The organism is Myxococcus sp. XM-1-1-1 (assembly GCF_020037095.1).
Classification (GTDB): Bacteria; Myxococcota; Myxococcia; order Myxococcales; family Myxococcaceae; genus Myxococcus; species Myxococcus fulvus.
In genome coordinates, this window is sequence record NZ_JAIQDH010000003.1 from 552,208 (window position 1) to 563,500 (window position 11,293).

An 11,293-nucleotide genomic window follows, 5' to 3' on the forward strand; every position below is an offset into this window, starting at 1 on the left:
TACCCTTTGTCCGGAGTGTCGGGAGGACGCGTGGATAGAAGGGAAGGGTACATGGAGTCGTCCGCACGTAGGGAAGAAGCGCCGCTGACCCCTCGGGAGATCTACGAGCGACTGGACCGGTACGTCATCGGCCAGGACGCCGCCAAGCGCGCGGTGGCCATCGCCGCCCACAACCACCTCAAGCGGGTGCAGGCCCGACGCCTGCGCCGTCAGTCCCTCATCAAGAAATCCAACATCCTGCTCATCGGCCCCACGGGGAGCGGGAAGACCCACATCGCCCGCAACCTGGCGGAAATCCTCCACGTCCCCTTCACCACGGTGGACGCCACCGAGTACACGGAGGCCGGCTACTACGGGAAGGACGTGGAGGTGATGATCTCCGACCTGCTGCTCAAGGCGAACCACTCCGTCGAGGACACGCAGCGGGGCATCATCTTCGTGGACGAGGTGGACAAGATCGCCCGGCGCTCGCAGGGGGCTCGCAACGGCGCGGGCAGCCGCGACATCGGCGGCGAGGGCGTCCAGCAGGGCCTGCTCAAGCTCCTGGAGGGGCGCGAGGTCTATGTCCCCCTGAATGTCACGCAGGCGTGGAACAAGAGTGACTTCGTCCAGGTGGACACCCGGGACATCCTCTTCATCTGCGCGGGCACGTTCAGTGACTTGCATGACTACGGGGACGAGCCCGGCGGGGGACGGCCCCTGGGCTTCGGCGCGGACGAGAGCTTCCGGCGCGCGAAGAAGCGCATCGGCACCAAGCAGCTGGTGGAGTTCGGCATGCTGGCGGAGTTCCTCGGGCGCCTGCCGGTGGTGGTGCAGCTGGATTTGTTGGGCGAGGCGGACCTCATCCGCGTGCTCACCGAGCCGCCGGACTCCATCATCCGCGAGTTCCGCGAGCTGCTCGCCATGGACGAGCTGGAGCTGGACTTCGACGACGGGGCGCTGCGCGAGGTGGTGCACTACTCGGTGGCGCGCGGGCTGGGGGCGCGCGGGTTGCGCTCCATCCTGGAGCACGTGATGGCGGACATCATGTTCGAGGCCCCCGAGCGTCGGCGTCGGCAGGTGAAGGTGGACGCGGACTACGTGCGCCCGAGGCTGGCGACGCTGGACGCCGTGGAGCTCAACGTGTGACGTCCGCGTCACGCTCCGAGGCCTGGGCGGCGGCGCCCAGCCTCGCGGCGATGTCCGGGTCCTGGATGAGCTGGAGGACCAGGTCGTTGCGCAGCAGCGCGGCGGTGTCACCCCGGGCGAGCGCCTGCTTCACCTGGTCATCCTGGAGCAGGCGCTGGAAGCGCGGGTCCTTGCGCAGGGCCTTGTAGGCCGGGTCGTTCTTGAGCTTCTGGGCGCGCTCGGGGTCGGTGCTGGCGCGGGCCACCGCCACCATGTCCTCCATGGGGGCGAACTGGCTCATCTCGAAGAGGTTGTAGCGGCGCGCGGCGGACACGGCGAGCGAGTCCTTGGGGGACACGCCCACGCGCTTGCCGGCGATGACCACGTGCTGCTCGAAGAAGGACATGGCGCTGAGGACGAACCACGCGAAGGCGGCCGTCTTGGCCGCGCCCAGGATGAAGCCCAGGAGGCGGTCGATGCTCCGGTCCTCGTTGTCCTTTCCGGTGGCGAGGAAGCGCGCGAGCAGCGCGCCCAGGGCGTAGCGCACCGTGAGCCAGACGCAGACGAACAGGAGCGCGGTGCCCAGCACGAGGCCCACGACGAGCGGGCCGTCCACGGCCTCGGCGAACCGGGGGGCGAGCAGGGGCCCCAGCTTGCGCGACGCGAAGTAGCCCAGCGCCAGCCCCACCCAGTTGGCGACCTGGCGGGAGGCGCCGGTGAAGGCGCCGATCATGCCGAAGAACAGCACCAGGCCCAGGATGACGAGGTCGATGACCATGGCGAGTCGGGGCGCGGGGCGTCAGCGGATCTTGAACGAGTCGCCCTTGCCCTTGGCTTCTTCCTGGAGGCGCTTCTGGGCCTCCGCGAGGTTCTCCTTGTAGCGCGCGTTGGAGGGCTCGTAGGTGAGGGCCATCTTGAGGTTGCGCTCGGCGGCGGACCAGTTGCCCGCGTCGATGTCCTTCTGCGCCTGCTGGTAGAACTGGCGGCCCTTGGGGTGGGTGCCGATCTGTTCTTCCTGCTCCTTCTTGGCGGCGGCCTTGGTCTCCGCCTCGGAGGCCTCGGTGAAGCGCAGCTTCTGGGCGCGCTCGGGGCCCGTCACGTCGGTGACGTACTTCTTGCGCTTCGTGTCGTCGCGCAGGACGTAGTAGGCCTCGGTGACGCGCTTGTAGAGCTCGTGGACCTGCTCCTTGAGCTGCTTGTCCGTGATGTGGAAGAAGCGGTCCGGGTGGTAGGTGCGGCTCTCCCGGTAGAACGCCTTCTTGATGTCCGCGGGCGTGGCCGTGCGCTCCAGCAGGAGCACCTCGAAGTAGTCGAGCTGCTCCAGCTTCGCGCAGCGCGACGCGAGGTCCGCGAGCTGGTGCTCGTCGAGCCCCGGGCCCTTGGCGGCGCTCGGCGGAGGAGGCGGTGACAGCGCGCCCGGTGGCGGGGGCGGCGGCGTCATCGGCGCCACGGACGGGACCAGAGGGCTGACGGCGGGCACGCGGGGCGCGGTGACCGGCGGGATGCCCGGGACGGGAGGCCGCGGCGAGAGGTCCGACGGCGCGATGGCCGGCAGCGACATGGTGGGCCGGGCGCCGGGGCGATGCGCGGGGACCGAGGGTGGAGGCGGCGGTGGGGCGACCTGCCCGACGGCGAGCGTCGGAGGCGGGCGCGGCGTCAGGGCCGGACCGCGCGGCGCGGCCGGGGCGCCCGTGGCCGGAGCGATAAAGGGCACCGCTGGGGCGCCCGTGGCCGGAGCGATGGAGGGCACCGCTGGGACGCCCGTGGCCGGGGCGATGGAGGGCACCGCTGGGGCGCCCGTGGCCGGGGCGATGGAGGGCACCGCCGGCGCGATGGGCGGAACGACCGGGGAGATGGCGGGAACGGCTCCCGAGGGAGGACGGTTCGCGGGCGCCGCGCGAGGTGCGCCCGCGACGGGAGCTGGCGCTGGCGTCGGCGGCGTCAGTCCGACCGGAGTTCCCCTCGGAGCGGGGCCCGAGCCGGGGGGCATCGGAGGCGTCAGTCCGACGGGAGTCCCTCGCGGCGCGGAGCCAGAATCGGGAGGCGTCAGCCCGACAGGGGTTCCCCTCGGCGCGGGGCCCGAGCCTGGAGGAGGAGGCGGCGTCAGTCCGACCGGAGTGGCCCTCGGCGCGGGGCCTGAGCCCGGCGGCGGCGGAGGCATTCCGGCTGCGACGGGCGGAGGCGGCGGAACGATGGCTCCGGGAGACGAGGCAACAGCCTGGACGGGCGGAGGAGGAGGGATCAATGCCGCGACGGGCGCGGGCGTCGGTGGAGTGCCGACCGGAGCACGAGGCACTCCCGCGGGCGCCACCGTCGGCACGGCACCGGCCGTGATGCCAGGCGCGCGAGGAGGAACGATGGGCGCGGGCGTCGGCGGTGTGCCGACCGCGGCACGGGGCACTCCCGCGGGCGCCACCGTCGGCACGGCACCCGTCCCGACGCCGGGCGCGCGAGGAGGAGCCACGGGCGCGGGGGGCTGCGGAGTGCCTGTCGGAGCACGGGGCACGCCAGCGGGCGCCACCGTCGGCACGGCAGACGTGCCAAGGCCGGGCACGCCAGCGGGCGCCACCGTCGGCACGGCACCCGAGGCAGGGCCGGCTCCCGGCGCGCGAGGTGGCGCCACGGGCGCCGGTGTCATGGGCGCGACACCCGGGACGCGGGGCGCCGGTGGAGGGACGCCGGGGGCAGGGGGCGTGGCCGGGCGCGCGGGCTGCGCACCGATGGCGGGGATCGCGGCCACGGTGGGCCGGGCACCCGCGGGCGTCGTGGACGCGGGCGCGCCCACCGCGGGAATCCCCGTGGCGCTCATCCGCTGGGGCACCGGCGCGGTGACGGCGGGGATGGACACGGTGGGCCGCTGGGCCTGGGGCACGGCCGGCGCCGCGACGCCCGGAGGCTTCGCACCCGGGGGCACCGGCGCGCCAGTCGCCGCCGGAGGCTTCGCCACGGGGGCGGGCGTGGGCGGTACCGGCGACGCCGCCGTCATCCGTGGAATGGCCGGTCGCGAGGGAGCCGCCGGTGTCCCGGGCGGGCTTCCCGGCGGCTTGCCGGAGCTGGGATCGGTAGGCTCGGACATCGCGCTCGTCTACTGGGCCACGGCGGGCAGGTCGGAGTTGTTGTGCCCAGCCAGCCGCGTGCTCCGGTTCGCCTGGATGGACTTCTGGATGTCCGCCTCGGACATGCCCGAGGACAGCGTGATCGTCGTCGACGTCTTCTGACCCGTCTCCGTGTCGCACGCGGACACGTTCACCAGGCCGTCGGTGTTGATCTCGAAGGTGACCTCGATCTTCACCTCACCGCGATACCCGATGCGGAAGCCCGCGAACTCGAACTCGCCGAGCATCTCGCACTCGTCGGCCCGGTTGGACTCGCCCTGGTACACGCGGATCTTCACCTTCTCCTGCCCGTCACGGCTGGTGGTGAACGCCTTCGAGCGGTCGATGGGGACCGGCGTGTTCTTGTCGATGATCTTCTCGGTGTACCCACCCACCGTGCCGATGCGCAGCGTCAGCGGCGTGACGTCCACCAGGAACGTCTCCGTCTTGCTGTCGAGCAGCGCGTGCGACTGGAGCGCGGCCCCCATCGCCACGACCTGGTCCGGGTTGATTCCCTCCAGCGGCGCCTTCTGGAAGTAGTGCTTCACCGAGTTGCGGATGATGGGCAGCCGCGTGGGCCCGCCCACCAGGATGACCGCGTCGATGTCCGCCGCGGTCAGCCGCGCGCTCTGCAGCGCCTCGTCGCAGACCTTGAACGTGCGCTGCACCAGGTCCATCACCATCTTGTTGAACTGGTCCTGGTTGAGCGTGTTGCGCAGGTCCATCACGTTGCCCTGCGCGTCCTGGCAGATGCCCTGGCAGAGGATGTCCGCCGAGCCCGTCTGCCCCACGTCGATCTTCGCCTTCTCCGCGGCCTCCTTGAGCATCTGCAGGCAGAACTTGTTCTGCCTCAGGTCCAGCCGCGTCTTGTTCAGGAAGTCGTCCGCCAGGTACGTCATGATGCGGTCGTCGAAGTCGTCGCCGCCCAGGTACGTGTCACCCGCCGTCGCCAGCACCTCGAAGACGTCCTTGCCGATCTCCAGGATGGACACGTCGAACGTGCCGCCGCCCAGGTCGTAGACGACGACGCGCTGGTTGACGTCCCGGCCGAAGCCGTACGCGAGCGCCGCCGCGGTGGGCTCGTTGAGGATGCGCAGCACCTCCAGCCCCGCGATGCGCCCCGCGTCCTTGGTCGCCTGGCGCTGGTTGTCGTTGAAGTACGCGGGGACCGTGACGACGGCCTTCGTCACCTCGCGGCCCAGGTACGTCTCCGCGACGGCCTTCATCTCCTTGAGCACCAGCGCGGAGATCTCCGGCAGCGAGTACGCGCGCTCGCGCACCCCGATGCGCACCGAGTTGTTCTCGCCCTCGACGATCCGGTACGGCATCACCGCCTGGGCCTTCTTCACCTCATCGGAGAAGTAGTACCGGCCGATGAGCCGCTTCGCCGAGTACACCGTCGTCTCGGGGCTGGTGATGATGTTCTTCTTGGCGGCGTTGCCCACCAGCACCGAGCCGTCCTCGAGGAAGGACACGCAGGAGGCATGCGTCGTCTCACCCCACTCGTTGGGGATGACGATGGGCTGCCCGTCCTGGACCACCGACACGCACGAGTACGACGTGCCGAGGTCGATGCCGATTGCGATGTCGTCCGACATTCCATCTCCGGTGAAGGTCTCGAAGCCCGAGGCCGTCGGTGAAGCGCCCGGAGGTTAGGAGCCTCCCAACGACGTGTCAATGTTCGTTCAATGTAAACCCCAGCCATTTCAGGCACTTAGCGAGCTGTTAAGGGGACGGGCTCGCTGGCTTGAGGGGGGGAGGGGACGTCATTATCTATGAAGCAAAGGAGTTCTCCCTCATGTCCGTCGTCCTCGCCGCCCTCACGTCCGACCCGAACCTGCTGAGGTGCGAGCTCTCCCGGCTCGCCGGGCAGGTGCTCGTCCAGACGGAGCCTCGAGCGAACGCGATGGGGGTGGGCGCGTATGCCCAGGACGAGGTCCTGCTGCGGCGGCTCGCCGACGTGGAGGAGGTTCCCTCGCTGGAGTCGCTCGCCCCACCCACCGAGTCCGAAGCGCTCCTGTTCCACGCGGGCCGGCTGCCCCTGGGCGCGTCGCTCGAGGAGAACACCCAACCCTTCCGCTCGCGCCGGTGGCTGTTCGCCCATCAGGGCGCCATCAGCGGGTTCGAGCAGCTCCGGGGGCCGTTGATGGCCTCGCTCCCCGAGCACCTCCAGCGTCAGGTGCGCGGCGGCACCGACAGCGAGGTCCTCTTCGCGCTCTTCCTGCGTCAGCTGCGCGACGTCGGCCGCACGGATGATCCGCGCCTGGAGCCCCAGGTCGCCGGACGCCTCCTGGCGGACACCGCGCGCGAGGTCGTCAAGCGCTCCATGGAGCTGGGCATCCCCCGCGCCTCCACGCTCAACCTGGTGGCCACCAACGGGCTCCTGCTCGTGGCGAGCCGCTGCGGCGAGGAGCCGCTCTACTACTCGCGGCTGGAGGGCGGAGCGGAGTGCGAGCCCTGCGGCGTGACGGCGAGCACCCCGGAGAGCCAGCCCGCTGTCGGCGCGCACCGCCGTCGTCGCACCGTCGTCGTGGCGAGCCACCTCCAGCGCCCCGGCAGCTGGGTGGAGCTGCCTCGCGGCACCACGCTCGCCGTGGGCCTGGACCTGCAGGTCCACCTGCTCCAGGGCCACTGAGCCCGGAGTCGCCCTCTCGCTCGCAGTCCCGCTCGGGGCGCGTGGGTCCTCCGCGCCCCGTCGCGATGGGGCCGAGCGGGGAAATCCCAGCGCTTCCTGGCCGAAGCCGGTGAAGCCCGGAAGCGAAAAAGCAAAAACCCTGGATTCTAGACACCTCTTCCAGAGAACGGAAGCCCAATCCATGGGTGGATTGTGAACCGCTTTACAAGGCTTCGGGATTCGTTGCCTCATACCCGCGTAATCCCAAGGGATTTACTCCGGGAACGAGCCCTTTGCCGTCGCCTCTGCCTGCCTCTGCCTCGCTGGACCCGCACCTGTCGGTGACCGTCCGACATCCCGTGGACGCGGTGGTGGCGGCCTCGCTGAGCCGGCGCTTCGCGCGCGAGTCGGGGCTGTCGGCGGCGTCCAGCGCGGAGGTGGCGGTGGTGGTGAGCGAGCTGGCCACCAACCTGGTGCGCCACACGCGGGTGGGCGGCACGGTGGAGCTGTGGCGCGAGGACTGCTGGCTGTGCATCCGCGCGCGCGACCGGGGCCCGGGCATGGCGGAGCCGGAGCGGCTCTTCCTGGGCCGCGAGGGCCGGCCCGGGCCGCTGCCCGGAGAGAGCCTGGGCGAGGGCGGCGCGGCGGTGCGGCGACTGACGGACGAGGTCCGTGTGTCCAACCGCGAGGGCGGGGGCCTGGAAGTGTTCGCACGCAAGCGCATGAAGCTGGAGGCAAGCAAGCCGTGGTGAGTCGTGGTGGGACCAGTTCGCAGCTGCTCGGTGTCCTCCAGCACTTCATGTCGGAGACCGCCGCGAGGCTCGTGCTCAGGGGGACGCTGGAGCCGCTGCGGTTGAGCGCGGACACGCTGGGCACGGCGGAGCTGCCCCGGGTCATCGAGGCGCTGGAGCCGGCCACGCGGCACTTCGTGGACCCGTCGAGGCGGCCGGACCTGTCCGCGCGGCTCAAGGCGCTGCTGGCGACGGCCGCCGTGCCCAGCGGCCTGGGGCTGCGCCAGCCCTCGGCGACGTCCAGCGCTCCGGTGGAGGCGCGGCCCACGACGTATCAGGTGCGCACGGAGGCGGACGCCAGCCAGGCGCGGCTCGCGGCGCGCGCCCTGTGCGAGGCCATGGGCGGCCGCGGCTACGAGTGCCAGAAGGTCGCGACGGCGGTGAGCGAGCTGGCGCGCAACCAGGTGTCCTATGCCGGCGGCGGCACCATCCAGCTCATCCCGGTGCAGGCGCCGCGCAAGCTGCTGCGCGTGCGCGCCGAGGACCAGGGCAAGGGCATCCCCGAGCTGGAGCGCGTGCTGTCCGGCACCTACCGGAGCAAGACGGGCATGGGCCTGGGCATCCTGGGCGTCAAGCGGCTGGCGGACAAGTTCGAGGTGAAGACCGGCCCCGTTGGCACCCAGGTGGAGTTCGAGGTGTGGCTGTGAGGCTCGCCGTCGCCCACCTGACGCGGCCCAAGCCGGGCGAAGTGGAGAACGGCGACGGCGTGGTGGTGCGCTCCGGGCCGGGCGTCACGCTGCTCGCGGTGGTGGACTCGCTGGGCCACGGGCCCGCCGCGGCCCTGGCGACGGCGGCCGCCACGCAGTGCCTGACGCGGATGCCGCTGACGTCCTCGGTGGAGGAGCTGGTGGCCGCGCTGCACGTGGCGCTCAAGCACGGCCGGGGCTCCGCGGTGATGCTGGCCCTGTTCGACGGGAGCGTCCTGCACGCGGGCGGCGTGGGCAACGTGGAGCTGCGCACGCTGGGCACGCGGGTGCCGGTGCTCCCCACGCCGGGCATCCTGGGCCAGTCGTTCCGGACGCTGCGCACCGTGTCCACGCCGCTGTTGCCCAAGGACCGGCTGGTCCTCTTCTCAGACGGGCTGAGCTTCCGCCTGGACCTGGAGCAGGTCCGCGGCCAGCCCCCCGACGCGGCCTGCGCGGTGCTCCTGGAGCGCTTCGGCCGCGCCACCGATGACGCCACCGTGCTGGTGGCGGACGTGGAGCCTTCATGAGCCACCCCGAATCCCCCCTGTCCTCGCGTGACCTGTCGCGCATCCCCATCATCCCCCTGTGGGGACAGCTCATCGTCCCCCTGCAGGGCGACATCACCGACGCGCAGGCCGCGCAGCTCTGCTCGGACGTGCTGCGCGACATCCAGCGCACCGGCGCCAGGGGGATGGTGGTGGACGTCTCCGGCCTGTGGCTGGTGGACAGCCACCTGTGCGCGGTGCTGGCGCGGCTGGCGGGCTCGGCCCGGCTGATGGGCACGCGCACCGTGCTGTGCGGCATGGGCGCGGACGTGGCGCTCACGCTGCAGAGCATGGGCATCCAGCTGGACGGCGTGGAGACGGCGCTGGGGCTGGAGGAGGGCCTGGCGCTGCTCGGCGTCCGGGCGGTGGGCGCGCGCACGGAGGAGTCCGAGCGGGAGCAGGCGCAGCGGCTGGCCGACGAGATGCTCGGCCTTGTCGCCCCGGCGTCCCCGCGCACCGTCGTCTGACCGTCGTCCGAAGGAGGCGCCATGAGCCACACCCCGTCCGCTCCGCTGTCCATCGCCCCCGAGCGCATCGGCCGCATCATCGACGTGCTGTCGCTCATCTCGGTGGGGGAGTTCTCCTCCGCGCGCACCACCATCGACATCCGCGAGCAGGACGAGCTGGCGGCGCTGGAGGAGACGCTCAACATCTTCGTGCGCGAGCTGGCCTCCACCCGCCGCGAGCACGAGGAGGCGCTCACGCGCCTGGCGGCGAGCCACCGCGAGCTGGAGGAGAAGCTGTCCACCATCGACCGGCAGCGCGACGCCATCCGGGACTTGTCCACGCCCATCATCGAGCTGTGGGACGACATCCTCACGCTGCCCATCGTCGGCGTGGTGGACACCCAGCGCGCCATGGAGATGACCGAGCGGCTCCTGCACCGCGTGGTCCAGGGCAAGGCCCGCTGCGTCATCATCGACATCACCGGCGTGGAGGTGGTGGACACGATGACGGCCAACCACTTCATCAAGATGGTGGGCTCGGCGCGGCTGCTCGGCGCCTACTGCGTGGTGACGGGCATCCGCCCGGCGATCGCGCAGACGCTCGTCCAGATTGGCGTGGACCTGCGGGAGGTGAAGACGCTCGGCAGCCTCAAGGAAGGCCTGCGCGACTGTTTCCTGCACCTGAATGGCCGCGGCGCGGGCCCCCACCGCTGAAGCCCTCGCGGCCGCTGGAGGAGACACGACATGGTTCGCATGTGGACGTTCGGTGACAGCAAGGTGTGGCTCGAGTCGCCGGACATCGTGCGGCTCGTCAACGTGGGCCCGTTCGACGTCAAGCTCATCCATGACCTGGCCGGCGTGGCCGAGGAGCTGCGCGGGACGCACCCCACGCTCTATCTCATCAATGACTCGCGGCGGACCTCGAGCATCACCTCAGAGGCGCGCCGCATCTTGAGCGAGACGCCGGAGGTGATGCCCTTCGCCGGCACCGTCATCTTCGGCGCGAGCTTCTCGCTGCGCACCATGGCGAACATGATGGGCCGCGCCTCCCTGCTGCTGGGGCGGACGCGGAGCGCGCCGTTCGGCATGGTGGACACGGAGGACCAGGCCCGCGCCTGGGTGGCGGACCTCCGCGCGCGGGCGCAGGCGGTCTCCCGCGCCTCCTGAGCGGGGCAGGGGGGAAGAAATCGTCACGCCCCGATGCAAAGAAAATCCCCGGGTGCCGACCTCCAGGTGAACGAGGGGGGAGCGGCGCGAAGGCGCCGAGCCTGTCCCGCGTCCTGGCGCGACAGGCGCGCCAGCGTCAGCCCGGAGATGAACCCCATGAAGCTGTTGCGTACGGCCCTTGCCTCGCTGTGCCTCGCCTCCCTGCTCACCGCGTGCGGAGAGCCCCCGCCGGAGGATGCGCCCGGTTCGCTCGACACGAGCGTGCAGGAGCTCCCGCCCCTCCCGGACCCCGGAGAGGAGGAGCCGGGGGGAGGTGGCTGCGGTGGCTGCGGCGGAGGCTCCACGCCCGTCACCATCAGCACGGTGCAGAACACCACGCCGCCCGTCTACATCAACGCCAACATCCCCCTGTACCCGCTGGCCTACGGGCGCCCCAGGGACTGGTGCCGGCAGTCGAGCTACGTGTCGATGAGCTACACCAGCCCGCTGAGCCCGGGTGGCTCGCTCACCTTCAGCGGCGTCGTCGCGCCGAGCACCAAGGTGAACTTCTACATCTACGACACGCTGGGCAACCTGGTGAAGACGCACCAGACGCACCACTCGCACGACAACTGCGTCATCGCGCACGAGCAGGAGGTCACCCACACGTACGGCCTGTCGGCGGGCACCTACCTGGTCTACGCGTCGTACTGGTTCATCGGCATCTACCTGAACGACGGCTGGTACATGAACGGCGGCCAGGGCCCGCTGGGGTACACGAACGACTACGTGGGCTCGTTCGTCATCCAGTGACGTGAAGCGCTCGCCCCTGTGCGTTGGGGCGAGCGCCTCGTGCCTCGCGC

Annotated in this window: 12 protein-coding genes; 9 read left to right on the forward strand and 3 right to left on the reverse strand. The window is 71.2% G+C overall.

Annotated elements, in window-relative coordinates:
• Positions 1 to 51 precede the first annotated feature (51 nt).
• Positions 52 to 1,128 carry an ATP-dependent Clp protease ATP-binding subunit ClpX gene (gene clpX, locus K8640_RS10030; RefSeq protein ID WP_046712986.1) on the forward strand — a complete coding sequence of 359 codons (1,077 nt, stop codon included), beginning with the start codon at positions 52 to 54 and terminating at the stop codon, positions 1,126 to 1,128.
• Here clpX and K8640_RS10035 read toward each other — a convergent pair.
• The 3 genes from K8640_RS10035 to dnaK all read right to left on the reverse strand — a co-directional run bounded on the left by K8640_RS10035 (position 1,118) and on the right by dnaK (position 5,800).
• Positions 1,118 to 1,885 carry a CvpA family protein gene (locus K8640_RS10035; RefSeq protein ID WP_223746833.1) on the reverse strand — a complete coding sequence of 256 codons (768 nt, stop codon included), beginning with the start codon at positions 1,883 to 1,885 and terminating at the stop codon, positions 1,118 to 1,120. The two genes, clpX and K8640_RS10035, sit on opposite strands and share 11 nt — an antisense overlap.
• A gap of 21 nt (positions 1,886 to 1,906) precedes the next feature.
• Positions 1,907 to 2,668 carry a J domain-containing protein gene (locus K8640_RS10040; RefSeq protein WP_223746834.1) on the reverse strand — a complete coding sequence of 254 codons (762 nt, stop codon included), beginning with the start codon at positions 2,666 to 2,668 and terminating at the stop codon, positions 1,907 to 1,909.
• Positions 2,669 to 4,192: 1,524 nt separating this feature from the next.
• Positions 4,193 to 5,800: a molecular chaperone DnaK gene (gene dnaK, locus K8640_RS10045; RefSeq protein WP_046712988.1), complete on the reverse strand. Its 1,608-nt coding sequence runs from the start codon at positions 5,798 to 5,800 to the stop codon at positions 4,193 to 4,195.
• Between the two features lie 200 nt (positions 5,801 to 6,000).
• Between dnaK and K8640_RS10050 the strand changes: the two genes are divergently transcribed.
• The 8 genes from K8640_RS10050 to K8640_RS10085 all read left to right on the forward strand — a co-directional run bounded on the left by K8640_RS10050 (position 6,001) and on the right by K8640_RS10085 (position 11,243).
• On the forward strand, positions 6,001 to 6,837 hold the full coding sequence (locus K8640_RS10050; RefSeq protein WP_223746835.1) for a class II glutamine amidotransferase: 837 nt from the start codon (positions 6,001 to 6,003) through the stop codon (positions 6,835 to 6,837).
• A gap of 320 nt (positions 6,838 to 7,157) precedes the next feature.
• The gene (locus tag K8640_RS10055) at positions 7,158 to 7,568 is read left to right on the forward strand and encodes an ATP-binding protein (protein ID WP_223746836.1); all 411 of its coding nucleotides are present in this window, start codon (positions 7,158 to 7,160) and stop codon (positions 7,566 to 7,568) included.
• The gene (locus tag K8640_RS10060) at positions 7,565 to 8,254 is read left to right on the forward strand and encodes an ATP-binding protein (RefSeq protein ID WP_223746921.1); all 690 of its coding nucleotides are present in this window, start codon (positions 7,565 to 7,567) and stop codon (positions 8,252 to 8,254) included. Before K8640_RS10055 ends, K8640_RS10060 begins: the two co-directional genes overlap by 4 nt.
• Positions 8,245 to 8,820: a SpoIIE family protein phosphatase gene (locus K8640_RS10065; protein WP_223746837.1), complete on the forward strand. Its 576-nt coding sequence runs from the start codon at positions 8,245 to 8,247 to the stop codon at positions 8,818 to 8,820. Before K8640_RS10060 ends, K8640_RS10065 begins: the two co-directional genes overlap by 10 nt.
• A complete protein-coding gene (locus K8640_RS10070) occupies positions 8,817 to 9,305 on the forward strand; it encodes an STAS domain-containing protein (RefSeq protein ID WP_223746838.1) in 489 nt (162 codons plus the stop codon). Before K8640_RS10065 ends, K8640_RS10070 begins: the two co-directional genes overlap by 4 nt.
• A 21-nt stretch (positions 9,306 to 9,326) precedes the next feature.
• Complete coding sequence (locus tag K8640_RS10075) at positions 9,327 to 9,998, forward strand: STAS domain-containing protein (protein WP_223746839.1); 672 nt, start codon at positions 9,327 to 9,329, stop codon at positions 9,996 to 9,998.
• Between the two features lie 30 nt (positions 9,999 to 10,028).
• Entirely contained in the window at positions 10,029 to 10,451 is a 423-nt protein-coding gene (locus tag K8640_RS10080) for a hypothetical protein (protein WP_223746840.1), read from the forward strand.
• A gap of 156 nt (positions 10,452 to 10,607) precedes the next feature.
• Positions 10,608 to 11,243, forward strand: a complete 636-nt coding sequence (locus tag K8640_RS10085) for a hypothetical protein (RefSeq protein ID WP_223746841.1) — start codon at positions 10,608 to 10,610, stop codon at positions 11,241 to 11,243.
• Positions 11,244 to 11,293: the final 50 nt, after the last annotated feature.

Bases quoted from the DNA above. Each gene is read 5' to 3' on its own strand.
- clpX (WP_046712986.1), top strand. From the start codon at position 52: ATGGAGTCGTCCGCACGTAGGGAAGAAGCGCCGCTGACCCCTCGGGAG.
- K8640_RS10035 (WP_223746833.1), bottom strand. From the start codon at position 1,885: ATGGTCATCGACCTCGTCATCCTGGGCCTGGTGCTGTTCTTCGGCATG.
- K8640_RS10040 (WP_223746834.1), bottom strand. From the start codon at position 2,668: ATGTCGCTGCCGGCCATCGCGCCGTCGGACCTCTCGCCGCGGCCTCCC.
- dnaK (WP_046712988.1), bottom strand. From the start codon at position 5,800: ATGTCGGACGACATCGCAATCGGCATCGACCTCGGCACGTCGTACTCG.
- K8640_RS10050 (WP_223746835.1), top strand. From the start codon at position 6,001: ATGTCCGTCGTCCTCGCCGCCCTCACGTCCGACCCGAACCTGCTGAGG.
- K8640_RS10070 (WP_223746838.1), top strand. From the start codon at position 8,817: ATGAGCCACCCCGAATCCCCCCTGTCCTCGCGTGACCTGTCGCGCATC.
- K8640_RS10075 (WP_223746839.1), top strand. From the start codon at position 9,327: ATGAGCCACACCCCGTCCGCTCCGCTGTCCATCGCCCCCGAGCGCATC.
- K8640_RS10080 (WP_223746840.1), top strand. From the start codon at position 10,029: ATGGTTCGCATGTGGACGTTCGGTGACAGCAAGGTGTGGCTCGAGTCG.
- K8640_RS10085 (WP_223746841.1), top strand. From the start codon at position 10,608: ATGAAGCTGTTGCGTACGGCCCTTGCCTCGCTGTGCCTCGCCTCCCTG.